Origin of the sequence: Streptomyces sp. NPDC051636, from assembly GCF_044453765.1 — a bacterium.
Classification (GTDB): domain Bacteria; phylum Actinomycetota; class Actinomycetes; order Streptomycetales; family Streptomycetaceae; genus Streptomyces.
Genome location: NZ_JBITDA010000031.1, coordinates 59,784 through 86,095 on the forward strand (window position 1 = coordinate 59,784; position 26,312 = coordinate 86,095).

The window sequence follows — 26,312 nt, forward strand, 5'->3', positions numbered from 1 at the left end:
TACGCATCCAGGTCTGGATGTACAACGGGCCGTGACACGAGCGGATTTGACCAGCCGGGCGGCCGGGGGAGGCAACGTGGACGACTATGCGGGCCGGGTACTCGCCGACCGCTACCGCCTGCCGCTGCCGCCCTCCGACGAGTACGAACTCACCGAGACCCGGGCCTTCGACACCTACAGCGGGCAGGAAGTCCTGGTGCGGCAGGTGCCGTTGCCGGAGGTCGTCGAGGCCGAGGTGCTCGACGCGGACGGGCTGCCCGACGGTTTCACGGCACGTCAGAGCGGCGGGCGGCGGCCCCCGGCGGCCCGGACCGCCACCCGGCGGCCCGCCGACCCCGCGGTGCGGCGGGCCGTGGAGGCCGCGCAGGCCGCGGCCGGCATCCCCGACCATCCGCGGCTCGACCAGGTCTTCGACGTGTTCGCCGAGGGCGGTTCGCTGTGGATAGTGAGCGAGTTGGTGGCGGCACGTCCGCTGGCCGCGCTGCTGGCCGAGAAGCCGCTGACGCCGTACCGGGCGGCGGAGGTCGCCTCCGACGTGCTGATGGCGCTGCGGGTGCTGCACGCCCACGGCTGGGTCCACCGCAACATCACCGCCCGTACGGTCCTGGTCTGCGACGACGGCCGCGTCATGCTGACCGGCCTCGCGGTCGGCGCGGCGGAGGAGGCATTGTGCGGGTACGACCCGGTGCCGGCCCGGCCCGGCTTCCCGGAGGGGGCGGCCGGCGCCGAGGCGTTCGGCGGCCCTGACGGGGTCGGCGGCGGGGGCTCGGCCGGTCAGGGCGGGCCGGCCGGTTCCGGAGCAACGCGTGGTCCCGGTGGACCCGGGCCGGGTGCCGTTCCCGGCGAAACGGGCCCCGGCGGCATGGTCCCCGGCGATGTGGACCCAGAGGCCGCCCGGCGCGAGGCGATTCAGGCGCGGGCGGCGGGCGGGCTGCCCGCACCCGGCGCGGAAGGGGCGGCCGGTGGCCCGGGTCCGGGTGCGCCGGCCCGCAGGGCGTTGGAGAGCGGTGAGGACATCCGGGCCGCGCGGGCCGGAGCGATCGCCGCGTATCGCGCGGGCGCGCGGGCCGCGGCCCGGGTGCAGGAGGCCCAGCAGAACGGACACGCCGCCCTGCCCGGCGCCCGCCCGCCCGCCGACCACCGGACCGGCACGACGCCCCACGGCCAGATCGCCGACCACTACGGCGCGCAGGCCACCCCCTGGCACGGCGCCGTCCCGCGCGACGCTCCCGAGGGCACGCCCCCTGCCGTCGCCGGCGGCCCCCGTCGCACGGCCCTTCCGCCGAGCGGGACCGCTCCCGGCACCCCCGTACTCGGCCCAGGCACCGCACCGTCATCCGGCACGCCCTGCTCGACCCCGGACGCACCCCACGGTGCCCCCACCCCCGAGCCACCCGCCCACTGGGGCACCGGCACTCCCGCCCCCACCTCCCGCACACCCGCCACCGCGCTGGCCGCCGAGCGGGCGCGGCAGGTGCGGATGACCGTGGTGGGGCCGGTGACGGAGCGGTGGGCGCCGGAGCAGGCCGGGCCCGTGCACGAGAACTGGCAGCTGGCGGCGCCCATCGGTTCGGCCACCGACCTGTGGGCGCTCGGCGCGCTGCTGTTCAGGGCCGTACAGGGGCACGCGCCGTACCCGGAGGAGTCGACGGCCGAGCTGGTGCAGCTGGTGTGTGCGGAGCCGCCCGCCTTCGCGGAGGAGTGCGGACCGCTCAGGCCGGTGGTGGAGTCGCTGCTGCGGCAGGACCCCACCGAGCGGCTCGACTTCGAGGAGCTCAGCGGCTGGCTGCGCTCGCTGGTGCGGTCGGCGCCCGAACCGGAGGCCGGTACGCACGTCATAGCGACGCCGCCCGCCGACCCGAGGCGGCTGCCGATCGTGCGGCGGCGCGGCGAACTGGTGCGCAGGCGGCGGGCCGGGCTGCCCGCGACCAGCCCGCACGGCCGGCACAAGCGGGCGAGGCAGGAGACCCGCTCGCCCCGCAGCCTCGGCCGCACCCTGCTCCTGCTGATACTGCTCCTGCTGGCCGGCGCGGTCGCGTACGCCATGCTGTTCATGCCGAAGGACACGGACAGCGGCGGTGCGGCGAGCGGCGACCGGACCGGTGCCGCCGGGCAGGTGAGCCAGGCACCCTCCCAGTCGCCCGATCCCGGCCATTCACCCTCGTCGCGCGGGACATCGCCGGGCACGGACGCCCGTCCCTCCCAGTCGGCCCCCTCCACCGAGACCCAGACCACCACCGACCCGGACGTCGCCGCCGGTTTCACCCTGCGCAAGGACTCCGAGGGCTTCCAGGTCGCCGTGGCCAAGGGCTGGGACCGCAGCCCCAAGAACGGGCGGGGCGAGGTGTCGTACACGCACGGGGACTTCGAGCTCATCGTCGTTCCCGGACGGGACGGCGCGTCGAAGTACGGCAGCGACCCGATGACGTACCAGCGGGACAAGGAGAGCGAGCTCCAGCCCTACCGCGACTCCAGTTGGGCCACGGCCAGCGGTCTGAGGACGATCGAGGTGGGCGGACGGACCATGGCCGAGGGGCAGTTCACCTGGACCGACGGCCAGGGGCGCGACCTGTTCGTACGCAACATCGCGATCCTCATCGACGGCCGGTACCACATCGTGCAGGTCCGCGGCCCGGAGGCGGAGCGCGACGAGGTGACGCGGCTGTACGAGCAGGCGTCGGCCACTTACCAGTACACCGGGTGACGCCGGGGCGCCGCCCCATGGGTGCCTCCGGTCCCGGGAAGCGAAAACCGTCACAGTGCTGTCTCCATGGCACCCCGCTTGTTCCCTGTCGTCAGGCCGGTCCTTACTCTGACCCTGTCAAGAACATTGCGGGGCAACGTGAATCAGATGCAGGGCCTGCTCATCGCGGGCCGCTACCGGCTCGCCGATTCCATCGGCAGCGGCGGCATGGGCCGGGTGTGGCGCGCCCACGACGAGGTGCTGCACCGGACGGTCGCCATCAAGGAGCTGACCGCCGCGCTCTACGTGTCCGAGAGCGACCAGGCCGTCCTGCTCGCCCGCACCCGGGCCGAGGCCCGTGCCGCCGCGCGCATCAACCACTCGGCCGTCGTCACGGTGCACGACGTGCTGGAGCACGACGGCCGCCCGTGGATCGTGATGGAGCTGGTCGAGGGTGCCTCGCTGGCCGACACAGTCAAGGAGCGCGGGCGCGTGGAGCCGCAGGAGGCGGCCCGGATAGGCCTGTGGGTGCTGCGCGCGCTGCGCGCCGCGCACACCGCCGGTGTGCTGCACCGCGACGTCAAGCCGGGCAACGTCCTGCTCGGCCGGGACGGCCGCGTGCTGCTCACCGACTTCGGCATCGCGCAGATCGAGGGCGACACCACCATCACCCGTACCGGGGAGGTCGTCGGCTCGGTCGACTACCTCGCCCCCGAGCGGGTGCGCGGCCACGACCCGGGGCCGTCCTCCGACCTGTGGGCGCTGGGCGCCACGCTGTACACGGCGGTGGAGGGCCGCTCGCCGTTCCGCCGCACCTCGCCGCTGAGCACCATGCAGGCGGTCGTCGAGGAGGAGGCCGCCGAGCCGCGGTACGCCGGTCCGCTCGGGCCCGTCATCACCGCCCTGCTGCGCAAGGACCCGGCGCAGCGGCCCGGCGCGGACGAGACGGAGCAGATGCTCGCGGAGGCGGCGGAGGGGCGGCGGCCGAGCGCGGCTCAGGCGTTCGTGCCGACCCAGCAGCACGGGGGTTTGTTCACGCGGACGGGCGGACGGTACTCCACCGGGACCGGCACCCAGTACACCGCCGGGGCGGGGACGCAGTACCCCCCGGAGACGGCGACACCCCCACACGTCCGGACCCACGGCCTCAGTCCCAGCCAGGGCCCCGTCACCGCGCCCACCGCCGTGGCGCCCCCGGCGACCGCCCGCCCCCGGCGCCGCCGCCTGCGTACGCTCGCCCTCGTCGTCGCCTTCGCCGCCGTCATGGGCGGCGGTGGCGCGGTGGCGTGGCAGAAGTTCGGCTCCGGGCAGCAGCAGGACGGCAACGCGTCCGGAGCCTCACCGGCCCCCGCGGACAAGGCCACCAGCACGCCGAGCCCGGAAGGCGCCACACCCGGCACCTGGGTCTCCGTCCCCGACCCGCTGGGCTTCAGCATCTCCCTGCCCTCCAAGAACTGGAAGCGCAAGGTGTACGGCATCCACGGCGACCTCAAGCAGATCGACTACTCGCCCGACAACGGCAAGCACTTCGTCCGCATCGCCATCGACGCCTCACCGGACTTCCCCGACGCCTACCACCACCAGGAGGACCTCGAGGAGCAGCTTCAGCGGCTGGTCGACTACCACCGGGTCACCATGGAGGCCAACACCTACCGGGACCGCACCGGCTCCCTGTGGGAGTACACCTGGACGGCGCTGGCCAAGGACCCGCCGTACGTCGCCGGCCCGCGCCACGCCATCGAGGAGACGTACTACTCCCGGGACGGTGCCGAGTACGCGATCTACATGTCGACGCCCGAGAAGGACTGGGTGAAGACGAGCAAGCAGTTCAAGCGGGTGCTGCAGAGCTGGCAGCCGCCCGCCGCCTGACCCTTCGGACGTCGGTTGTCGGCCACCCGGGTACACGGCCCGGAGCCGCCGGGTCCCCGTGGGGCATGATGGGCCCATGGGGACCGAGGGGGACGACTTCCGTGTGATCGCGGGCCGTTACCGTCTGGAAGCGCGGCTCGGGCGCGGCGGGATGGGTGTCGTGTGGCGGGCGAGCGACCAGTTGCTGGGCCGCCGGGTGGCGGTCAAGGAACTCGCCCTGGACGCCTCCCGCTCGGACGACGAGGCGCGGCGGCAGCGAGACCGCACCCTGCGCGAGGCCCGCGCGGTCGCCCAGCTCAGCCACCCGCACATCATCGTCGTGCACGACGTCGTCGAGGACGGCCAACGGCCGTACATCGTCATGGAACTGATCGACGGCGGCTCGCTCGCCGACCGGATCTCGGCGCGCGGCCCGGTCGACCCCGCCGAGGCCGCCCGGATCGGCATCGACCTGCTCAGCGCCCTGCGCACCGCGCACGCGGCCGGGGTCCTGCACCGGGACATCAAGCCCGCGAACGTGCTCGTCGAGTCCGGCACCGAACGCGTCGTCCTCACCGACTTCGGCATCGCGCAGGTCGCCGGCTCCACGACACTCACCGAGACCGGCTCCTTCGTGGGCTCGCCCGAGTACACCGCGCCCGAGCGGATGTCCGGGGTGCGGACCGGCCCCGAGTCCGACCTGTGGTCGGTCGGCGCGCTGCTGTGCGCCGTGCTGAGCGGCGAGTCCCCGTTCCGCCGCGACTCGCTCGGCGGCATCCTGCACGCCGTCGTCACCGACGACATCCGCCCGCCGGCCCAGGCCGAGCCCCTGCTGCCGGTCGTACGGGGCCTGCTGGAGCGCGACCCGGACCGGCGGCTGGACGCGGCGGAGGCGGAGCGGATGCTGCGGACCTTCCGGGAGACGGGCCGTACGCCGGGGTCGTCGGTGCCGTACACACCGACCCAGCGGGACGTCCCCCGCCATGCGCCGCCCCCGCCACCCGCGCGGACTCCGGCCGGCCGCTCCACGCGCGGCGTGCTGGTGGCGGCGCTGCTCGTCGCCGCGATGGCCGGGGCAGGCGTGTCGGCGGCGGCGCTGCTGATGCACGGGGGCAGCGGAGACGGAGGCGGTACGCCGACGAGTCCGGCGCCGGGGACCTCCGCGAGCACGTCCGCCTCGCCCGCCCCCACGGTCACCGTGACCCGCAGTGCCGTCACCAGCCCCGCCGCGGCGAACTCCCCGAGTGTGCCCTCCGGTTACCGTCTCGCGAGGGACCCGGCCGGCTTCTCCCTCGCCGTACCGCAGCACTTCACCCGCGACCCGCAGGGCGAGCGCGTCTTCTACCTGTCGCCGGGGCAGACCTTCCGCCTCGGCATCAAGACGGCCGACCCCGAAACCGGCGGCCCGTCGGCGGTGATGCGCCGGGCGGCCGCCAAGGGCCCGAGCACGAACCCCGGTTACCACGACGGCCGGGTCACCGAGACCGTCCACGACGGACACCCCGCCGCGCTCTGGGAGTTCACCTGGAAGGGCTTCAGCACGGCGGAGGGCCCCCGGCACACCTACGACCTGTGCTGGGAGGAGGCCGGCCGGATGTACGACGTGTGGGTGTCGGCGCCGGTCGGGAAGGTGCGGGAGGCGCGGGAGTACTTCGACGTCGCGGTCGACACGTTCGTACACGGCTAGTTCGTACACGCCGAGTTCGTACACACCTGAACGGGAGATAAGCGACAGCCTGGGTCACGGGTTTGTGACCGGTTTGCGCTCTCGCTGGCTACGGTCCCCGCCGGCGATATATGGATGGACCCATGAGCAACAACGGGGGACCCCACCACGGGGCCGACGAGACGACGAGTTTCGTTCTGCAACCGCCGAAACCGCCCGTGCGGAGCGCGCCTGCCCAGGACGGGGGCCGCCTGATAGCCGGGCGCTACCGGCTGCTCGCCAAACTCGGGCACGGCGGCATGGGTACGGTCTGGCGGGCCAAGGACGAGACGGTGGACCGCGAGGTGGCCGTCAAGGAACCCCGCGTACCGGACAATCTTCCCGAACGGGAACGTGCCAACGCCTTCGAGCGGATGCGCCGCGAGGCGCGTGCCGCGGCCCGTCTGGACCACCCGGCGGTGGTGAACGTCCACGACGTGGCGGTGGTCGACGGACAGCCGTGGATCGTGATGGAGCTGGTGCGGGGCCGCTCGCTGGGCAGCGCCCTCCAGGAGGGCACGCTCGACGCCCGCGAGGCGGCCCGCATCGGCCTGCAGGTGCTCGGCGCGCTGGAGGCCGCGCACGCGGCGGGCATCCTGCACCGTGACGTCAAGCCGGACAACGTGCTGCTCGGCAGCCACGACCGGGTCGTGCTCACCGACTTCGGCATCGCGCAGATCGAGGGCGAGACCAGCCTGACCGACACCGGCGGCTTCGTGGGCTCGCCCGAGTACATCGCGCCGGAACGGGTGCTGGGCCAGCGCCCCGGCCCGGCGAGCGACCTGTGGTCCCTGGGCGTGGTGCTGTACGCGGCGACCGAGGGCGTCTCCCCCTTCCGCCGCAGCAACACCCCGGCCACCCTCCAGTCGGTCCTCAACGCCGCCCCGGCCCCGCCCGCCGCCGCGCGGGGCCCACTGGCCGAGGTCATCACCGGCCTGCTCCAGAAGGACCCGGCCCACCGCCCGAACGCGGCCCGGGTACGCGCCCTGCTGGAGACCGCCGCGAAACCGCCGGCTCCGGCAGCCACCCAGGTCGTCCAGCACACGGAGGCGCCCCGCAGACCCTTCCGCCTCGGCCGCAAGGCCTGGTCCGGCATGGGCGCGGCGGTCGTCGCGGCGGTGGTGGCCGCGTATCTGGTGATCGCCGATCCCTTCGCGGGACCGTTGCCCGGCGGTTGGAAGACCCACCACGAGAAGGACGTCGCCGCGACGCTCGCGGTCCCCGCCGGCTACCAGAGATCGGTGCCGGACCGGTCGACGGACAAGAGCCACTGGGTGGCGTACAGCGACTGGAGCGGCAGCGTCTGGATCAGCCTGGACCTCATCAGCAAGTCCGAGGACGGCCAGGCCATCAAGGACTCCGCGGACGCCCAGATGTACGACGACAACGGCACCTTCAAGCAGTCCGGCGACTACGACCTCGACATGCCCAGGAATCCGAGTACGGACCCGAAACCGTCGATGAAGTACCACGGCAGGCAGTCCGCCCAGAACACGGTCACCTACACCACCACCGACAGCCAGGACCACCAGCCCCGTGAAGTGAGGTTCTTCTACTACAAGACCAGAGCCGGCGACCTGTACCGGCTCACCGTCGGCTACCCGGGCAAGGGCGACTTCACCTCCCGGGGCCGGGAGGTGGCGAGGACCGCGATCGCGAACCTGGAGATCGACAGACTCTGACCGGCCGTCTACCTGAGCCGCCCCGCGAGTGCCTTCACGAGTTCGGTCCTCGCCACCTTCAGCGCGAACCGCTCGCCGCTGTCCGGAACGGGCTTGGCGTACCAGGGCAGGCAGCGTCGGCGCCACTTGGCCGGGGCCAGTTCGCGGGGGAGTGCGTGGAGCGGCAACGCCCATGGCCCGAGGCGGAGTTCCCCGTTCCAGATGCCGGCGGGGAGCTCGGTCACCGGCACGCGCACCACGAAGTCGCCGTCGGAGGAGCCCGAGACCCGGCGGGCCGGGAAGGCGCTGCTGCCGCCCTCCCCCTCCGCCAGCTCCACCACCAGGGCACCGTCCGGGTAAGCGGCGAGCGTGCACCGTCCGGTGATTTCCAGCTCGGTGGGCGCGTCGGCGGCCCAGCGGATGTCGCCGAGGCTGAGGTGGCGCAGTACCTCGTGCTTGAGCTCGCCGAGGTCGAGCGTGAAGTTGCCGTGCGGTTTGGTGGTGTAGAGGGTGACGGCGCGCAGTTCCTCGTCGGCGCCGACGACCTGAGTGTTCGCCTTGCCGGAGACGTCCTCGGCCCGCTTGCTGCCGATGCGGACCTCCTTGGACAGGCCCTGGGCGCCGATGGCGAGGGAGATGTCCCACAGCCCCTCGGGCAGTGGCTCGCCGTCGGCGGCCGTGGTGATGTCCACGGTGGCCTCGAAACCGGCGAGGTCGTAGGTGAACCGCCCGTCGTCCTCCTCCGCCCCGAGCCCGGGCGTCGCGGTGTGTGTGACGGGCAGCCGGTACTCGGCCTTGCTGTCTCGTTCGCGAAGGATCAGCTCGGTGGTGACCTTCCGCGTCTCGACGCGGTGGACGTAGCCGTGCCCGGCGAGGTGGAGCGTGGTGCCGTGCAGCTCCGCCCGGGTGATGTGGTGGCGGGTGCCGAGCTGGGAGGTGACGTCGTAGCAGGAGTCGGGGATGGGGTGGGCGGGGTCGCGGAGGAACGGGTAGCGGGCGAGGGCTCTGCCTCCGTCCACGAGGACCGGGGTCGCCACGTTGCTTCCAGCGATCTGCTTCTCGAACCCGACGACTTCCAGCAGCTGGTCGAGCATGCGGTTGCGGACGAGGTGCAGCCGTAGCCGGGCCATCGCCGAGAGGCGGTCGTTCATTCCGTCGTGCCACAACGGCCCGATGGCCTGGGCCAGTTGGCCGAGCATCTTCTCCTGGGTCTCGCGGGGCTCGAAGACGAGGTGGCCGGCGAGGAGCTGCTGGACCTCCACGGTCAGGTGCCGGTGCGCCAGGTGGTCCCGGTCCGGGCCCGGCGGCACGTTCTCCAGGATCAGGTCGACCATGCGCGGCAGGAACCGCAGCCGGCGTTCCGATCCCTTCAGCCGATGGGTGATGTTGCCCTCGTCCTCACGCAGCACCCAGAACAGGCAGTCGTAGTCGGCCACCACGGAGATGCCGGAGGCGTGCAGGTAGGCCGCGCCGACGAAGAGTTGGTCCTCTCCGATGGCCAGGTCGGTGGGAAAGCGCAGCCGGTGCCGCTCGAGCAGCTCGCGGCGGAAGAGCTTCATCGGGTTGAGCGTCCAGTAGACGCGGGAGGAGAAGACGTCGGTACGGGGCTGGTTGCGCTTGAACATCGACGTGGGTGCGCCGCGTCCACCGACGCCGACCATTTTGCCCAGGACGATGTCGGTACCGTTGTCCTCGGCCATCCGCACCATGCGTTCCAGCGCTTCGGGACCGAGGTGGTCGTCGGCGTCCAGGAAGAACACGAATGTGCCGCCGGCCAGCTCGAGTCCGGCGTTGCGGGGCGCGGACGGGCCGCCCGAGTTCGTCTGGTGGACGACGCGCAGCAGCTTTGGGTAGAGGCTGCTCAGACGGTCCAGTTCGGCCGCGGTCCCATCGGTCGAGCCGTCGTTCACCACGATGACTTCGAGATTGTCGAGGCCAATGGTCTGTTCCGCGACAGAAGTGATGCAACGCGTCAGATAAGGCATTGCATTGTACGCGGCGATAATCACCGAAACGGTGGGGCCGGCCATCGTAGCGCTCTCCAGAAAATAACGGGAATACCCCAATCAATAGGGGCTCCGACATTCCCTTGGAGACTCTATCTGTGGAGGGGGGAAGAGACCTGACGGACTGTGAACATACCATGAATCGCCAGTGTTCGCGGAGTGAGCGTTCCGGTGAAACGCCAGTTCAGGCAGTTTTAAGCCACATGACTCAAAGGTCGATTTGTTCGTTCTGTGAGAAAATTCCACGGTCCGATTCATTGTGGCGCAAATGAGGAGGATGACCGTCCTCTGTGTGGTTGCTGTGTGCAGCGAGTCTCTCGGTGAGGCTTGACGATCCTTATTCTGCTCATATTTAGTCCCGACGAGTTCGACACCCTGTTCCAGGAGCAGGGTGGTGGTCAAGGGCGGCCCGCATGCGTGGGCCGCCGCGCGCCGGCGGTCAGTGCCCGCCGCCCGCTCCTGTCTGCCGCCCCGCCGGCGACGGTCCCGTCCGCTCAGCGCGCAGTGACGGGCACGCGAGCCGAACCCGATCCCGGAGGCCACCCTCACCGGCCCCACGGTGGCGCCGCCAGGCCGACCTCTGCCATACGGCCAGGCCCGAGCAGGGCGGATGGCGTGACGGAACGAAGAGAGGTGGCTGAGGCCGGCGCGGGTCTCGGCGCACCCGCCGTCGTGGCTGACTTTCTGTGGCTGAGCTTGAAGGCGTGACGGAGTCAGGTGACCAGCGACGGTGGCGCGATCATCCGCGCTCGGTCGTACAGGTCACGGGCCGCCGCGTTCTTCAGGTGAGGGCGCAAGAGGCCGAACATCGCCTTCACGCGGTCGTCGGCGCGGCCGGACCGCCCCTTGGGACTGTGAGGCGGTTGTCCGCTGTCGTCGGCCGCTACGCCGGACCGCTCCTGATCACCACCATCTCGGGATCGGTCGGCTTCGTCCTCGGCGTGGCCGCCGCAACCACACCCACCTGACTCCTCCCCGTCACACATCCAGGCTCCCAACCCGTGACGAGGGAGGGCCCGCCGCCGGAAGCGGTGGGCACCCCGCCCGGTGAGGGCCGGGCGAGGGAAGGCGGGATGCGGCGTGAGCCGGCTTCATCCTGTACGAACCTTCTCCCGATACCTCCCCGGCGTGACCCCGAACTCACGGCTGAAGGCGTGCGACAGGGCGTACGGGCTGCCGTACCCCGTCTCGCGGGCGACCGTCGCCAACGGGGCGTCCGTGTCGCGGAGGCGGGTTGCCGCCAAGGTCAGGCGCCACCAGGTGAGGTAGGCCATGGGCGGGCGGCCGACCAGGGAGGTGAAGCGGCGGGCCAGGGTGGCGCGGGAGACGCCGGCCTCGGCGGCGAGGCGGTCGTTGGTCCAGGGGGCGGCCGGGTCGGAGTGCAGGGCGCGCAGGGCGGCGGTGGTGACCGGGTCGCTCAGGACCGTCGGCCAGGTGCCCGTCGCCGGGTCCGTCTGCGTCGTCCACGCCCGGACCATGTAGATCAGCAGCAGGTCGAGCAGGCTCGGCAGGGCCAGGCAGGAACCTGGGCGGCGATCGTCCAGTTCGCGGGCCAACAGGTCGACGGCGGAACGCAGTTCGGGGTGCGCTCCCACGCGGTTCGGCAGGTGGACGACCTGCGGCAGTTCCGCCATCAGCGGATGCACGCGGCTGCGGTCGAGGCGGTACTTGCCGCACAGCAGCTCCGCCTCACGGCCGCCCGTCCCCCTCGGTGACGCCACCCTCGCCTCCTCGAACGGCACCGCCCGCGCCGCCGCAGCCGAGTCCACCGGCCCGTCGGCCAGCACGTGCCCCGCGCCATGCGGCAGCAGCACCACGTCGCCCGTCCCCAGCGTCACCGGCTCGTCGTCCCCGTCCGGCAGCAGCCAGCAGCCGCCCGTCAGTACGACGTGGAAGCCCGCTCCGTCGTAGGGGGCGAGGCGTGTGCACCAGCTCCCGCTCACCCGCAGCCGGTTGGAGGAGGGGCGCCCGATGCGCACGGCGGAGATCGCGTCGCTCACCACGTCCATGGGGTCAGTGTAGCGGGAAGAGACGGAGGATGAGACGGATGCGTATTGAGATGAGGCAATGAGGCATTGGAATGCTCACCAGGGGCTCGTAGCGTCCTCTTCATGACAGATGACAGCGTGCGGAAGTTCGTGATCGGTGACGTCGAGGTCCTCCGGATCGTCGAGTGGCAGGCGCCCTACGTCCCCGCCCGGGACCTCGTCCCGGACTGCGACCCCGAGGTGTGGAAGGAGAACCGGGACCAGCTGGCCCCCGGCCACTGGGAGCCGGACAGCGATCGCGTCGTGGTCGCGCTCCAGACCTGGGTGGTGCGCGGTGGCGGTCGCACCGTGCTCGTCGACACCGGTGTCGGCAACGGGCGGGAGCGGCCCGGCAATCCGTTGTTCCACCGGCGGGACGGTGACTTCCTGGGGCGGCTGGAGAGGGCCGGCATCCTGCCGGAGGACGTCGACTTCGTCGTCAACACCCATCTGCACGGGGACCACGTCGGCTGGAACACCCGCGACGCCGACGGTGAGTGGGTGCCCACCTTCCCCAACGCCCGCTACCTCCTCCCGGCCGCCGACGACGCCCACTTCGGGCCCCGGGGCGGCTACGGGGGCGGCGTGCGCGTGGACGACCGGCTCATGTACGAGGACAGCGTCGCGCCCGTGCACCGGGCCGGGCAGGCCGTGCTGTGGGAGGACGAGTACCGGATCGACGAGCAGCTCGTCCTGGAGGCCGCTCCCGGCCACACCCCGGGCTCCTCCGTCCTCCGCCTCGCCTCGCGCGGCGAACGCGCCGTGTTCGTCGGGGACCTTGTGCACAGCCCGGTGCAGATCCTGCACCCCGAGTGCAGCAGCTGCTTCTGCCTGGATCCCCGCCTGGCGGCCGAGAGCAGGCGTCGCATCCTCGAACGGGCGGCCGACCAGCGCGAATTGGTGATCCCCGCGCACTTCGGCTCAGGCGGCGCGGTGGAGGTGCGGCGGGCGGGCGGAGGTTTCTCCCTCGGCCGCTGGGCCGCCTGACCGAGAGCCGCGTCGACAAGGACGCGCTACCCACGGTACTCATGGGACATGAGCGAAGACGGCGAACATGCGCCCGACGCACTCCTGCTCGGCGGGCGCTACCGGCTGATCGAGCGTATCGGCACCGGCGCCACGGGCACGGGCACCGTGTGGCGGGCACTCGACGAGTCGACGCGGCGGTACGTCGCCGTCAAGCGGCCCCTGCCGCCCGGTGACCCGGAGGACGAGGAGCACCGGCGGACCGCCCACCGGCTGCACCGCGAGGCACGCACCGCCGCCCGCGTCGACCACCCGGCCGCCGTCCGCATCCACGACGTCGTCCTCGAGGGCGGACTCCCCTGGATCGTCATGGAGTTCGTCCTGGGGGAGTCCCTCCACGCGGTCCTCGAACGCGGGCCCCTCCCCGCCCCCGAGGCCGCCCGCATCGGCCTCGCCGTCCTCGGCGCCCTGCGCGCGGCCCACGCGGTCGGCATCGTCCACCGCGACGTCAAGCCCGCCAACGTCCTCCTGGAGTCCGGCACCGACCGCGTCGTCGTCACCGACTTCGGCACAGGACACGTCCACGGCCTCGATTCCCCCGCCGACACCCCCTTCGTCGCCCCCGAGCGAAGGACGGAGCCCGGCGCCGGCCCGGCCTCCGACCTGTGGTCCCTCGGTGCACTCCTCCGTGCCGCCACGAAAGACGAGCCCGACGAGCACTCGGCCGCCCTCGGCCCGCTGCTCGCCCGCCTCCTGGCGCCGGAACCCGCCGAGCGGCCGGAAGCGGAGGAGGTGACGGCGGTGCTCGGCGCGATAGCCGAGGATGCCGGAAAATCCCGGCCGGTGCTGACCGCCACCCCCACAACGCCCTGATCAGCGCATTCGCTGCCAGTGGTCACTGGCGACGTGTGCGTACTCGGTGAATCCCCGTTACCGACGGGTACCCAAAGCCGCCGCTCCGGCATACCCTGCGCCTCATGACGGACTCGCAGGTCACGAATCAGGCCACCGGTACCAACCCCCTCGCCCCCGTCCCGGAGGGCGCCCGTACCGCCGCCGACGTGGTCACCCCGGAGCTGATCGCCCAGCTCACCAGGGGCGTCGCCGGGTCCGGCAAGACCGAGAGCCACACCCCGTTCACCGGCGAGAAGCTGGCCGACCTGCCCGAGTCCACCCCCGAGGACGTGGCCGCCGCCTTCGACCGCGCCCGCGCCGCGCAGGCCGTCTGGGCCCAGACCCCGGTACGGCAGCGCGCCGCCGTGCTGCTCCGCTTCCACGACCTGGTGCTCGAACGCCAGGCCGAGGTCCTCGACCTGATCCAGCTGGAGACCGGCAAGGCCCGCCTGCACGCCCACGAGGAGGTCCAGGCCGTCGCCGTCGCGGCCCGGCACTACGGTCGCAAAGCCCCCGCGTACCTGAGGCCGAAGCGGCACACCGGCGCCGTACCGACCCTCACGAAGGTCACCGAACTGCGCCACCCGCGCGGTGTCGTGGGCCAGATCGCCCCCTGGAACTACCCCCTCGAACTGTCCGTCGGTGACGCGCTCCCCGCCTTCGTGGCGGGCAACGCGGTGGTGATGAAGCCGGACACGGAGACCTGCCTGACCGCCCTGTGGGCCCGCGACCTGCTCATCGAGGCCGGCCTGCCCGCCGACGTCTTCCAGGTCGTCCTCGGCGAGGGGCCGGTGGTGGGACCGGAGGTCGTCAGACACGCCGACTACGTCTCCTTCACCGGCTCCACCCGCACCGGCCGCGAGGTCGCCCAGGCCGCCGCCGCCCGCCTGGTCGGCGTTTCCCTCGAACTCGGCGGCAAGAACGCCATGCTGGTCCTCGAGGACGCCGACATCGAGAAGGCGGCGGCGGGCGCGGTCCGTGCCTGCTTCTCCTCCGCCGGCCAACTGTGCATCTCCATCGAGCGGTTGTACGTCCACGAGGCGGTCGCCGACGCCTTCCTGGAGCGCTTCGCCGCCCGCACGAAGGCCATGCGGCTGGGCAAGTCCCTCGCCTACGGCGCCGACATGGGCTCGCTGGTCGGCGACCGGCAGCTGGCGGCCGTCACCCGGCACGTGGAGGACGCCGTCGCCAAGGGCGCCAAGGTGATCACCGGTGGCGTCGCCCGCCCGGACATCGGCCCGTACTTCTACGAGCCGACGATCCTCGACGGCGTCACCGGGCCGATGTCGGTGTGCACCGAGGAGACCTTCGGCCCGGTCGTCTCCGTCTACCGCTTCAAGACGGAGGAGGAGGCCGTCGAACTCGCCAACTCCACCCCCTACGGCCTCAACTCCTCGGTCTGGACGAAGGACGGCCGCCGCGGCCGCGAGGTCGCCGCCCGCCTGCGCACCGGCACCGTCAACATCAACGAGGGCTACGCACCCGCCTACGGCAGCGTCCAGTCCCCGATGGGCGGCATGAAGGACTCCGGCCTCGGCCGCCGCCACGGCTCCGAGGGCATCCTCAAGTACACCGAGGCCCAGACGATCGCGCAGCAGCGGCTGCTGCCGATGGCTCCCGCCCTGGGCATGGACGACGAGCAGTACGCCCGGTTCATGAGCCGCAGCCTGCGGCTGATGAAGGCATTCCGCTTCCGCTAGACAGCACCCGTTCTCAACGAGGAGAGCACGTGTCGCAGGAGAAGTCCGTCCACACCCGGGACGAGGACGGGTACGACGACGATCACGACGACGGTTACGACTACGACGTCATCGTGGTCGGATCGGGGTTCGGCGGGTCGGTGACCGCCCTCCGTCTGACCGAGAAGGGCTACCGCGTCGGCGTCCTGGAAGCCGGCCGCCGCTTCACCCGCGAGTCGCTCCCCAGGAACTCCTGGGACCTGAAGAACTACCTCTGGGCCCCCAGGCTCGGCATGTACGGCATCCAGCGCATCCACCTGCTGGGCAACGTGATGGTACTGGCCGGCGCCGGCGTAGGCGGCGGCTCGCTCAACTACGCCAACACCCTCTACGTACCGCCGAAGGCGTTCTTCGACGACCCCCAGTGGCGGCACATCACCGACTGGCAGGAGGAGCTGAAGCCGTACTACGACCAGGCGCGGCGCATGCTCGGCGTACGGCTCAACCCCACCATGACCCCCTCCGACGTGCACCTGAAGGCGGCGGCACAGCGGATGGGCGTCGGCGACACCTTCCACATGGCGCCGGTCGGGGTGTTCTTCGGGGACGGCGAGGACGCCGACGGGACGGCGAAGGCCAAGCCGGGAGAGCGGGTCGCCGACCCCTACTTCGGCGGGGTCGGCCCGGACCGCAGGGCCTGCACCGAGTGCGGCGAGTGCATGACGGGCTGCCGGCACGGCGCGAAGAACACCCTCAACGAGAACTACCTCCACCTCGCCGAGAAGGCGGGCGCGGTCGTGCACCCCATGACGACCGTCGTGTCCGTCACCGACGACTCGCGGGGCGGCTACGCGGTGGCGACCCTGCCCACGGACGAGAAGAAGAAGGGCAGGGGCCGCACCTTCACGGCCCGCCGGGTCGTCCTCGCGGCCGGCACCTACGGCACGCAGACGCTGCTGCACCGCATGAAGGCGAACGGACAGCTGCCCCGCGTCTCCGACCGGCTGGGCGAGCTGACCCGTACCAACTCCGAGGCCCTGGTCGGCGCGCAGACCGACAACCGGCGCTACCGCAAGGCGCACGGCACGCCGAAGGCCGACTTCACGCGGGGCGTGGCGATCACGTCGTCCATCCACCCGGACGAGAACACGCACATCGAGCCGGTCCGCTACGGCAAGGGCTCCAACGCGATGGGCGGCCTGTCCATCCTCCAGGTGCCGTACGCGGAGGGCTCCTCCCGCGTCCTGGCCTGGCTGGCGAACGCGGCCCGGCACCCGCTGCTGGTGGCCCGTTCCCTCTCCAACCGCCGCTGGTCGGAGCGGACCATCATCGGCCTGGTGATGCAGTCGCTGGACAACTCCCTGACGACGTACCTGAAGCCGAACGGCGTCGGCCGGGGCCTGCTGACCGCCCGCCAGGGCCACGGCGCGCCCAACCCCAAGCAGATCAAGGCCGCTTCGCAGGCCGCGTCCGCGCTCGCCGCCGAGATCAACGGCTTCGCGGGCAGCAACGTCGGCGAGCTGATGGGCACCCCGCTCACCGCCCACTTCCTCGGCGGCTGCCCGATCGGCGACTCCCGCGAGACGGGCGTGATCGACCCGTACCACCGGCTGTACGGCCACTGCGGCATCTCGGTCGTCGACGGCGCGGCGGTCTCCGCGAACCTGGGCGTGAACCCCTCGCTCACCATCACCGCGCAGGCCGAGCGGGCGATGTCGTACTGGCCCAACAAGGGCGAGGAGGACCCGCGTCCGGCCCAGGGGCAGCCGTACGAGCGGCTGAAGCCGGTCGAGCCCGCGCACCCGGCGGTCCCGGCCGACGCCTTCGGCGCCCTGCGGCTGCCGTTCCCGGGGATGCCGGCGGTGCCGCCGAAGATGTAGCGCGCAGGAAGGCCCGCGGGAAAGAGAGAAGGACCTGCACCCCCCTCCGAGCGCAGGTCCTTCTCTCTTACCGGGTTTTACCGGCTGTCTTTCTCACGCGCCGGCCGTGGCCTTGCGCCGGCGCACCGTGTACACGGCACCCGCGCCGAGGACGACGGCGACACCGCCGGCGAGACCGATGACCGGCAGCGCGGAGCTGGAGCCGGTCTCGGCGAGGCTGCCGTCGACCTGCGGCGTGTTGCCGGACGGCTTGTCGTCCGTCACCGGGGCCTTGCCGCCTTCCTGCGGCTTGGTGCCGTCCGTGTCGGTACCGGCGGAGACGATCTGGAACTTGTACGAGACATCGCCGAAGCCGGTGCACTCGGCGTCGTCGTCGCCGTAGATGGTCGCGCCGAGCGAGAAGCCGGCGCCGACCGGGGCGGACGACGCCACGTTGATGCGGAGCGGGATGTCGACCTCGTAGTCGGGCTTGAGCTCGTCGGTGTAGCCGACGTAGCCGACCGCGTAGCCCGCCTCGTCGAGGTCCTCCCAGACCTCGTCGTCCGGGTTCCAGGCCTGGAGCCGGACCTGCTTGCTCTTGAACAGCTCGTCGCCGTCCTTGTCGGAGGAGGCTCCGGCGAAGAAGTCGAGGTCCTTGAGCGTGGAGTCGGAGTTGTTGAGCACGTTCAGCGAGAACTTGTGCCAGCCGCTGCCCGCCGCGATCTTGCCGGGCAGGCCGGTGATGCTCACGTCGACCTTGGTGTCCTCGCACACGGACGGCTCGGGCTCAGGGGACTCCGACTCGTCCGGCGCGGTGGGCGTGGCCGTGGCGGTCGGGGTCGCCGTGGCGGTCGGCGTCGTGGTGGCGGTCGGCGTCGCCGTCGCGCTGGCGGTGCCGGTGGGCGTGGCGCTCTCGGTGCTGGTCGGCGCAGTCGGGGTCGGCGTGTCGGTCGGCGTCCCGGTCGTCGTCACCGTCTCGGTGGGGGCCGGCGTCGTCGACTCCTCCGCGAACGCGGCGGGCGCGGACAGCAGCGCGAGCGGGGCTATGGCAGCCGTCGCGGCCGCTGCGGCCATGGCACGGCGAAGCTTCATGAAGACCTCGGAGAGTCCGGTGTGCTGCGGGCGGCAGCACGGTTGGCGGCGGGCTCCGGCGTGTGGGGCGCGGGAGTGGTCCTTGGTTCTGCTGGTGTTACCGGTGTTGCTGGTGTTGCCGGTTTTTCTGAGTCAGCAGGTTTGATTCACGAGCCCCGTGAAGGGTTGCACCGCAACTCACAGGATTTTTATGTGGCCTGAGTCACAGCCGTGTGCTCCCTGAGGGGACGGCATGCCGAAGGGCCCCGCGGGACGGATCCGCAGGGCCCTTCGTTCGTCAGCACCGGCGTCAGGGCGGCGCCGGTGCCTGGGAGCGGCGCCGGGGGGAAGGTGCGCCGCATGCCTTGGTTGTTCCGCCGGCCGGCCCCGGGCGTCCCCGGAGCCGGCCGTTCTCTTGGGTGACCGGTCTGCTGTCCCCTGCCGTCCGGTCACTTTCCTGGAGCGAGGTGCCACGGCGCACGGCACGATCCGTACGCCTCATCGCTCCAGCGAGCCACGCGTGGTTCTTTCGGGCCCGCCCCTGGCTGGCACGGACACCCGGACCAACGATGCGGTGGGCCGGGCGGTCACGCGCCGTACGGGTGAGAGCGGGGCCGAATTCAGATACGGCCCCGGCACAGTTCGAGCAGCGTCATGGCCAGGGCCGTACCGGGCTTGCCCAGCGCCTCCCTGTAGTGGCCGAGGATCTCCATCTCGCGGGAGAGGTTCACCCGCCGGCCGCCGGAGGTGATCCGGGCCTCCTGGATGACGGCCGAGACGGCCATCCGTTCCTGGATCAGACCGATGATCCGGTCGTCGAGCGCGTCGATCCGCTCCCGGGCGCCGGTGATCAGCCCGGCGGCCTCGTCGGTCCTCGCGCCGGTCGTGTCGGTGGTGACGGTCATGTCGGGGTCTCCTCGGTGAGGGCGGTGCGCTGCCCCGCCCCGACATGACCCGGAAAACGCCAGGCGCCCCGGACCTTGTCGGCCCGGGGCGCCTGGGAAGTCGCTTGTCAGTTGCTCAAGCAGCACGACCATGGCAGCCGGTGGGCCGGTTGCCATAGGTAAAGAGGAAGGCCGAGTGCGTGAGCATGGGGTCAGTATGCCACGGAACTTTTCGGCGCCGGCCGGCATGTCCGAACCCGTCCGGCGTACGAGGACGAGGCCGTTCGGCGTACGAGGACGAGGCCGTTCGGGCCGACGGCGGGGGTCTTGGGGCGGCAGCCCCCAGGACGACGGCGAGGTCACCCTCGGCCACCCCGGTAGAATCGGCAAGTACAAGACCCCGCCCCACCGCCGGAAGGCACCCCGTGTCATCAGCGAACCCCGCAGCCGCTCCCGACACCGTCCTGGTCGTCGACTTCGGCGCGCAGTACGCCCAGCTCATCGCCCGTCGCGTCCGCGAGGCGCGGGTCTACAGCGAGATCGTGCCGAGCACCATGCCGGTTCAGGAGATGCTCGCCAAGAACCCCGCGGCGATCATCCTCTCCGGAGGCCCCTCGTCGGTGTACGAGGAGGGCGCTCCCCGCCTCGACCGCGAGCTCTTCGAGGCCGGTGTCCCCGTCTTCGGCATGTGCTACGGCTTCCAGCTGATGGCGCAGGCCCTCGGCGGCACGGTCGACAACACCGGCGCCCGCGAGTACGGCCGTACGGAGCTCCACGTATCGAAGGCCTCCTCCACCCTCTTCGAGGGCACCCCGGCCGAGCAGGCGGTCTGGATGTCGCACGGTGACGCCTGTTCCGCCGCCCCCGAGGGCTTCACGGTCACCGCGTCCACGGACGTCGTCCCGGTCGCCGCGTTCGAGAACGACGACAAGAAGCTGTACGGCGTCCAGTACCACCCGGAGGTCATGCACTCCACGCACGGCCAGCAGGTGCTGGAGCACTTCCTGTACCGGGGCGCGGGTCTGAGCCCGAACTGGACCACCGGCAACGTCATCGACGAGCAGGTCGCCGCGATCCGCGAGCAGGTCGGCGACAAGCGCGCCATCTGCGGCCTGTCCGGCGGCGTGGACTCCGCCGTCGCCGCCGCGCTCGTGCAGAAGGCCATCGGCTCCCAGCTGACCTGCGTGTACGTCGACCACGGTCTGATGCGCAAGGGCGAGACCGAGCAGGTCGAGAAGGACTTCGTCGCGGCCACCGGCGTCCAGCTGAAGGTCGTCGACGCCGAGGAGCGCTTCCTCACCGCGCTCCAGGGGGTCTCGGACCCGGAGGAGAAGCGGAAGATCATCGGCCGCGAGTTCATCCGTGTCTTCGAGCAGGCCCAGGCCGAGATCATCGCGGACGAGGGCCCCGCGGTCGAGTTCCTCGTCCAGGGCACCCTCTACCCGGACGTGGTGGAGTCCGGCGGCGGCACCGGCACCGCCAACATCAAGTCCCACCACAACGTGGGCGGCCTCCCCGAGGACCTCGAGTTCAAGCTGATCGAGCCGCTCCGCAAGCTGTTCAAGGACGAGGTCCGGATGGTCGGCCAGGAGCTGGGCCTGCCGGAGGAGATCGTCCAGCGCCAGCCGTTCCCCGGCCCCGGCCTCGGTATCCGTATCGTCGGCGAGGTGACGAAGGAGCGGCTCGACCTGCTCCGCGAGGCCGACGCCATCGCCCGCGAGGAGCTGACGGCGGCCGGCCTCGACCGGGACATCTGGCAGTGCCCGGTGGTCCTGCTCGCGGACGTCCGCAGCGTCGGCGTCCAGGGCGACGGCCGCACCTACGGCCACCCGATCGTCCTGCGCCCGGTGTCCTCCGAGGACGCCATGACCGCGGACTGGTCCCGGCTGCCGTACGACGTCCTCGCGCGTATCTCGACCCGGATCACGAACGAGGTCCGGGACGTCAACCGCGTCGTGCTCGACGTGACCAGCAAGCCCCCGGGCACCATCGAGTGGGAGTGAGCCCCTCGTAGGGTTCAGGTCCGCCGGAGAGTCCGCACCGGCTCTCCGGGCTTCCAGACCTCGGCGACCAGATGTGCGTCGTCCTCCACGCGGGTCCGTACGACCTCCGTCAGCTCGGTGCGGAAGAGGTGGAACGGCTGCGGCGGTTCCACCTCTTTCACGTAGGCCCCCTTCACGGCCGTATCGACGACCTCGAAGGCCCGCCCAGTGATCCGGATGTCCCCGCCGCCCGTCCCGGTGTCCGGCCCCGGATTCGTCTGCAGGGCGAATCTCGGATCCCGTCGCAGGTCGAGGGCCTTGAGCGAGTTCGGCATCATGCCGAGCCACAGCTCGCCGCGCACGAAACGCACCTCGAGACCGGTGGTACGGGGGGAGCCGTCCTTACGGAGTGTGGCGAGGGCGTGGTGCCGGAACGCTCCGAAGCGCTCCTCCACGATCTCGGCGAACCCGGGTTCGGTCGCGCGGAAGTCCGACCAGTTCACACGGGCCAGTTTCCCGGCGATACCCGACAGATTCTGTCGTGTATTCGCTGCCTACGTCATCTTTACAAAACACCTCTGCCCTTTTGCCCTGACCGACGGTAACTTCCGCCCCGTAAAGCAAACCCAGTGCTGGAGGACCTATGCACGGGCCCACCCCGCCTCTGCCGCTGCCCAGCGACCAGCTGCGGTTCGCGATGCCGCCGATGCACGACTCGGTCGAGGACGAACGCCGGCACCGCAGGGAAAGGCTCGCGGGCGCGCTCCGCGTCTTCGGGCGGTCCGGATTCGAGGACGGGGTGTCGGGGCACATCACCGCGCGCGATCCGGAGTTCACCGACTGCTTCTGGGTGAACCCCTTCGGGATGCCGTTCAAGCACGTCACCGTCAGTGACCTGGTCCTGGCCAACCAGGACGGGCAGGTCATCCAGGGCCGCTACCACGTCAACCAGGCCGCGTTCACCGTGCACGCCCAGGTGCACGCCGCCCGCCCGGACGTCGTCGCCGTCGCCCACTGCCACTCGGTGCACGGCCGGGCCCTGTCCACGCTCGGCGACCTGCTCGACCCGATCACCCAGGAGAGCTGCGCCTTCTACGAGGACCACGCCCTGTACGACTCGTACACCGGCGTCGCCGTCGACGCCGACGAGGGCCGCCGGATAGCGACCGCGCTCGGCAGCCGCAAGGCGCTCGTGCTGCGCAACCACGGGCTGCTGACGGTCGGCGACTCGGTGGACGCCGCGGCCTGGTGGTTCCTGTCCATGGAGCGGTCCTGCCAGGTGCAGCTGATGGCGAAGGCGGCGGGCCGACCGCACCTCATCGACCACAAGCTCGCGGTGGCCACCCGCGAGCAGCTCGGCGGTGACCTGGTCGCCTGGATCAACTACCAGCCGCTGTGGCAGGACATCAGCCGCAGCGAGCCCGATCTGCTCTCGTAAGGCTCTCGTAGGCTTCAGAAGCCCCGCAGCACCGCCGCTTTCGTCATCGCGAACTCCTCGTCCGTGAGCACCCCGTCCCGGTGCAGCTCGCCCAACTCCCTCAGGCGGCGCAGGAGTACGTCGTGATGGTCGGCCGGCGGCGGTTCGGCCGCCCCCGTGCGCGACCACCGGTCGGCGTGCTCGGCGCCGCGGGTGGACGGGTGTGGCAGCCGCGCGGTCACCGCGGCCGCGACCAGCGCGGTGAGCAGGTCGCGGCGGACACTGCCCCACAGGTCGAGGGCGTAGGGGTCCTTCTCGGGCGGCAGCTTGGAGAACACCGTCTCGCGGGTGACGAACCGCAGGAAGCCGTCCTCGTACCCGGAGTTCGGCAGCCACTCGACCTGCACCAGGTCGCCGACGTCGATGATCCGCGGCCCGGTGGCCCGCTTGACCCGGTCGGAGGTGTCGGCCCAGTCGATGCGGACCTGGCTGCCGTCGAAGGAGACCGTGCCGTCGGAGGACCGCACCGAGACCGGCACCGGCGGCCCCGGCAGCAGATAGGCCTTGGTGGGCTCCTGGGGGATCTGGTCCAGCAGCAGGGCGTGCCGGATCTCCTCGGCGACGTACTCGGCCACCCCCGAGCGGTCCACGTCCACGGTCAGCCGGTAGGGGTCGGCCGCGTCCGGCAGCCGCCCGCCCGTCGCCTGCAGCAGCGGGTCGGCGCCCTCGCGCAGCCGCATCCGCAGCCGGCCGCGTTTGCGCTCGGGCTCGTAGACGACACCCGAGACGGCCTCCAGGGGCACCGTGATCTCCCCGTACGTCTGCCGGAACAGCGGTACGGAGCGGTGGAGTCCCGGCGTGATCCGGACCGTGCTGCCGTCGAAGGCCCAGGTCCCGTCGCGCTGGATGATCTCGGCCATACCGGAATTCTCGCAGCAGGGTCAACACCGCGGGACCGGCTTCACCCGCGGTGACCACACCTGCCGGACGCGGAAGCCGTGGCGTAGGGCACAATTCGCTGTCGTCGCAGGGGAGTACCAGGGCGACGGCCGGGACGACAGGGCCTGAGGGCGGTGCCGGCCGTGCAGGGGGTCGTGGGGAAGGCGGGCGTCGGACGTGGCGGTGCAGGAGGCGAGACAGGGCGCGGACACGGGCGTCCACGCGGGCGGCTGCGCCTGCGGGGACTGTCCGCACGGGGCGCGTGCGGGACACCGGCGGGCGGTCGCGGAATTCCTGCTCAAACGGGACGAGTTCGCGGCCGGGCAGGGCCTGCCGGCGGCGGTGGCGCACTCCGCCTCGGCTTCCCGGCAGTGGGTTTCGGAGGAGCTGACGCAGTCGGCCGAGGTGGTCGCCGAGCGCGGCCGGGCGGACGGCGAGGCCTGGCTGGCCCGCCTGTGGCTGCGGACCGTGTGGACGGTGTGGGCGGCCGTCGTGCTGCTGTTGCTGACCCAGTCGCTGACCGCGATCGGCGCGGGCTGGACGAGCGCGCGCACCGCCGGACTGCTCGCCGCGCTGGTGACGGCCGGGACGCTGACCGCCGCCTCGTGGTTCCACCGGGCGCGCGGCGGAGTGCTGGCCCCGGTCATCGGTGAGGACAACCGGATGTCCGCCTCCCGTACCGTGGCGGCGGGCTGGGTGCTGTTCGTGGCGTACGCGGTGCTGCTCCTGGCGGGCCGGCTGGCCGCCGCATCCGGACACGCCGAACGCGACGCGCTGATCTCCGGTCTCGGCCTCGCGCGCGGGGCGGGCGTGGTGACCGTGCTCGCCGTGGTGTGCGGGATCGCGGTGCTGGTACGACGGGTGGTCGGGACGCGGATCGCGGGGCAGCGGCTGCAGAAGGTGCCCGCGCACCGGCCGAGAGCCGCCGACCTGCTCACCGACGACGCCGGGCGGGGCACCTTCGCCGACATCCAGTACGTCGTCATCAGCGCCGTCGCCCTGGTGTTCGCCGCCGTACGGCTCGCCCGCCGCCCCGACCAGCTGCCGGACCTGCCCTGGGGGCTGGCGGTGGTGGTGCTGGTGTCGGCGGCCACCTACCTGGCCGGCAAGTACGCGGAAGGCGGGCGCCCGGTGATCCACTCCGTGGTCCGCGCGCGTGAGGCGGGCGACCTGGACGGGCCGATCCGCACCGGCGACGACATCGAGATCCGCGGCACCGGCTTCGTCCCGCCCGGCGCGCAGACCGCCGACCGCCTCTCCCGCATGGTCGTCCGCATCGGCGCGGTCAACGTCCACGTCCCGCTGGTCCCGGTCACCGGCGGCTTCAGCAACCCCACGGACACCGTGCTGACGGTGCCGGTGCCGGTCGAGGTCGAGCCCGGCCAGGTGGAGGTCCAGGTGGTCACGGCGGCCGGGGTGGCGACGAACCGGTGCCTGGTCGAGGTGGCCGAGTGACGGGGGTGCGGGCGCATGAGCGACGACGTCCTGTCCGTGATCCCGACCGACCCGCACTGGCAGCCCGAGCGGGCGGCGGGGGAGCGGGCCGCCGCGCTGGTCACTGAGCCGGCTCCCGGCCACCCCGACGGTGTCGACGCGGAGACCGACGTCGACTGGTACGACACCCTCACCGTCGTCGACTGCGGCCAGAACCTGCGGCGCATCGGTTGCCCGCACTGCGGCTCCGAGATCGACCGCGCGTGGTACGAGGACCTGGTCGAGGACCACCCGGAGGGCTTCTCCGCCCTCACCTTCCCCGTCCCCTGCTGCGCCACCGCCACCTCCCTGAACACACTGGACTACGACTGGCCGTGCGGGTTCGCCCGCTTCGAGATCGCGGTCCGGAACCCGGAGCGCGACTGGTTCACGGACGAGGAACTGACCGCCGTCGCGGATGTCCTCGGCCACCCCGTACGGCAGACACGGGCGCACATCTGACGCATCTCCGACCCATCCGGCCCTCCGCAGATACCGGGAAAACGTGTCCGACAGGATTGAGCGGACTCCACTCGTCGCACGTATCGTCTGTTGATGGGTCTCGGCACGGCGGGCGAGAGGCGGCTAGAGCGATGACTCACAGCATGCGCATGGACACGCACACCCCCTATCACGAGGGCGGCGGCCGCGGCTGGCGGGACACCGCCACCCACTACGCGCTCCTTCCCCTGCGCCTTTTCCTCGGCGTCACCTTCATCTACGCCGGCCTGGACAAACTCACCGACAGCGCCTTCATGAAATCCGGCGGCTCCGGCTCGATCGGCGACACCATGCGCTCGGTCCGGGACTCCTCGGCCATCCCCGCCCTGGTCGACCTGGCCCTGAAGAACCCCGTCGGCTTCGGCTACGGCATCGCCCTGGCCGAGCTGGCCGTCGGTATCGGCACGCTGCTCGGCCTGCTCACCCGCCTCGCCGCACTCGGCGGCGCACTGGTCTCGCTCAGCCTGTGGCTGACGGTGAGCTGGGCCTCCGACCCCTACTACTACGGCAACGACCTGGCCTACCTGATGGCCTGGCTGCCCCTCGTCCTCGCCGGCGCCCCGTACCTCTCGCTGGACGCGGCCCTGCGGTCCAGGCGACGACAGCGCGCGGGCAGTTACAGCTAGGCAGTTTCGTTTGGATCAGTCGGTCGTTGGTCCGGGTGTGCCGTTGACTGATGCGCAGTGGGCGCGGATCGAGCCGTTGCTCCCGGACCGG

Annotated in this window: 19 protein-coding genes; 13 read left to right on the forward strand and 6 right to left on the reverse strand. The window is 71.8% G+C overall.

Annotated elements, in window-relative coordinates; all coding sequences use genetic code 11:
- Positions 1 to 76 precede the first annotated feature (76 nt).
- From ACIBBH_RS36205 to ACIBBH_RS36220, 4 genes are all read left to right on the forward strand, one after another.
- Positions 77 to 2,704: a protein kinase gene (locus ACIBBH_RS36205; RefSeq protein ID WP_399412139.1), complete on the forward strand. Its 2,628-nt coding sequence runs from the start codon at positions 77 to 79 to the stop codon at positions 2,702 to 2,704.
- A gap of 147 nt (positions 2,705 to 2,851) precedes the next feature.
- Positions 2,852 to 4,552, forward strand: coding sequence for a serine/threonine-protein kinase (locus ACIBBH_RS36210; RefSeq protein WP_399412177.1), 1,701 nt, complete (start codon positions 2,852 to 2,854; stop codon positions 4,550 to 4,552).
- Positions 4,553 to 4,628: 76 nt separating this feature from the next.
- A complete protein-coding gene (locus tag ACIBBH_RS36215) occupies positions 4,629 to 6,218 on the forward strand; it encodes a serine/threonine-protein kinase (RefSeq protein ID WP_399412141.1) in 1,590 nt (529 codons plus the stop codon).
- A gap of 122 nt (positions 6,219 to 6,340) precedes the next feature.
- Positions 6,341 to 7,918 carry a serine/threonine-protein kinase gene (locus ACIBBH_RS36220; protein ID WP_399412143.1) on the forward strand — a complete coding sequence of 526 codons (1,578 nt, stop codon included), beginning with the start codon at positions 6,341 to 6,343 and terminating at the stop codon, positions 7,916 to 7,918.
- An 8-nt stretch (positions 7,919 to 7,926) separates the two neighbouring features.
- On the opposite strand, the gene ACIBBH_RS36225 is transcribed toward ACIBBH_RS36220, so the two are convergent.
- Together ACIBBH_RS36225 and ACIBBH_RS36230 are read right to left on the reverse strand one after the other, a co-directional pair.
- The gene (locus ACIBBH_RS36225) at positions 7,927 to 9,927 is read right to left on the reverse strand and encodes a glycosyltransferase family 2 protein (RefSeq protein WP_399412145.1); all 2,001 of its coding nucleotides are present in this window, start codon (positions 9,925 to 9,927) and stop codon (positions 7,927 to 7,929) included.
- A gap of 1,067 nt (positions 9,928 to 10,994) precedes the next feature.
- Complete coding sequence (locus tag ACIBBH_RS36230) at positions 10,995 to 11,912, reverse strand: AraC family transcriptional regulator (protein ID WP_399412146.1); 918 nt, start codon at positions 11,910 to 11,912, stop codon at positions 10,995 to 10,997.
- A gap of 102 nt (positions 11,913 to 12,014) precedes the next feature.
- On the opposite strand from ACIBBH_RS36230, the gene ACIBBH_RS36235 reads away from it, so the two are divergent.
- The 4 genes from ACIBBH_RS36235 (at position 12,015) to ACIBBH_RS36250 (ending at position 17,349) form a co-directional block, all read left to right on the forward strand.
- Positions 12,015 to 12,917, forward strand: coding sequence for an MBL fold metallo-hydrolase (locus ACIBBH_RS36235; RefSeq protein ID WP_399412148.1), 903 nt, complete (start codon positions 12,015 to 12,017; stop codon positions 12,915 to 12,917).
- A 48-nt stretch (positions 12,918 to 12,965) separates the two neighbouring features.
- Positions 12,966 to 13,769 carry a serine/threonine-protein kinase gene (locus ACIBBH_RS36240; protein WP_399412150.1) on the forward strand — a complete coding sequence of 268 codons (804 nt, stop codon included), beginning with the start codon at positions 12,966 to 12,968 and terminating at the stop codon, positions 13,767 to 13,769.
- Between the two features lie 104 nt (positions 13,770 to 13,873).
- Positions 13,874 to 15,490 (forward strand): succinic semialdehyde dehydrogenase, encoded by a 1,617-nt coding sequence (locus tag ACIBBH_RS36245; RefSeq protein WP_399412152.1) that lies wholly within the window; start codon positions 13,874 to 13,876, stop codon positions 15,488 to 15,490.
- 29 nt (positions 15,491 to 15,519) lie between these two features.
- The gene (locus tag ACIBBH_RS36250) at positions 15,520 to 17,349 is read left to right on the forward strand and encodes a GMC family oxidoreductase N-terminal domain-containing protein (protein WP_399412154.1); all 1,830 of its coding nucleotides are present in this window, start codon (positions 15,520 to 15,522) and stop codon (positions 17,347 to 17,349) included.
- 93 nt (positions 17,350 to 17,442) lie between these two features.
- Here ACIBBH_RS36250 and ACIBBH_RS36255 read toward each other — a convergent pair whose 3' ends face one another.
- Positions 17,443 to 18,420 carry an LPXTG cell wall anchor domain-containing protein gene (locus ACIBBH_RS36255; protein ID WP_399412156.1) on the reverse strand — a complete coding sequence of 326 codons (978 nt, stop codon included), beginning with the start codon at positions 18,418 to 18,420 and terminating at the stop codon, positions 17,443 to 17,445.
- Between the two features lie 599 nt (positions 18,421 to 19,019).
- A complete protein-coding gene (locus ACIBBH_RS36260; protein ID WP_399412158.1) occupies positions 19,020 to 19,304 on the reverse strand; it encodes a chorismate mutase in 285 nt (94 codons plus the stop codon).
- 404 nt (positions 19,305 to 19,708) lie between these two features.
- Between ACIBBH_RS36260 and guaA the strand changes: the two genes are divergently transcribed.
- Positions 19,709 to 21,286, forward strand: a complete 1,578-nt coding sequence (guaA, locus tag ACIBBH_RS36265) for a glutamine-hydrolyzing GMP synthase (protein WP_399412160.1) — start codon at positions 19,709 to 19,711, stop codon at positions 21,284 to 21,286.
- Positions 21,287 to 21,300: 14 nt separating this feature from the next.
- Here the strand turns inward: guaA and ACIBBH_RS36270 are convergent, their stop codons facing one another.
- Entirely contained in the window at positions 21,301 to 21,768 is a 468-nt protein-coding gene (locus ACIBBH_RS36270; protein ID WP_399412162.1) for a pyridoxamine 5'-phosphate oxidase family protein, read from the reverse strand.
- Positions 21,769 to 21,908: 140 nt separating this feature from the next.
- Here ACIBBH_RS36270 and ACIBBH_RS36275 point away from each other — a divergent pair, with 140 nt between their 5' ends.
- Entirely contained in the window at positions 21,909 to 22,703 is a 795-nt protein-coding gene (locus tag ACIBBH_RS36275) for a class II aldolase/adducin family protein (protein WP_399412164.1), read from the forward strand.
- Positions 22,704 to 22,717: 14 nt separating this feature from the next.
- Here the strand turns inward: ACIBBH_RS36275 and ACIBBH_RS36280 are convergent, their stop codons facing one another.
- Positions 22,718 to 23,602 carry a DUF4429 domain-containing protein gene (locus ACIBBH_RS36280; protein WP_399412166.1) on the reverse strand — a complete coding sequence of 295 codons (885 nt, stop codon included), beginning with the start codon at positions 23,600 to 23,602 and terminating at the stop codon, positions 22,718 to 22,720.
- A 196-nt stretch (positions 23,603 to 23,798) separates the two neighbouring features.
- On the opposite strand from ACIBBH_RS36280, the gene ACIBBH_RS36285 reads away from it, so the two are divergent.
- The 3 genes from ACIBBH_RS36285 (at position 23,799) to ACIBBH_RS36295 (ending at position 26,221) form a co-directional block, all read left to right on the forward strand.
- Positions 23,799 to 25,076, forward strand: a complete 1,278-nt coding sequence (locus ACIBBH_RS36285; protein ID WP_399412168.1) for a hypothetical protein — start codon at positions 23,799 to 23,801, stop codon at positions 25,074 to 25,076.
- Between the two features lie 15 nt (positions 25,077 to 25,091).
- Positions 25,092 to 25,556, forward strand: coding sequence for a hypothetical protein (locus ACIBBH_RS36290; RefSeq protein WP_399412170.1), 465 nt, complete (start codon positions 25,092 to 25,094; stop codon positions 25,554 to 25,556).
- 131 nt (positions 25,557 to 25,687) lie between these two features.
- A complete protein-coding gene (locus ACIBBH_RS36295) occupies positions 25,688 to 26,221 on the forward strand; it encodes a DoxX family membrane protein (RefSeq protein ID WP_399412172.1) in 534 nt (177 codons plus the stop codon).
- Positions 26,222 to 26,312 lie beyond the last annotated feature (91 nt).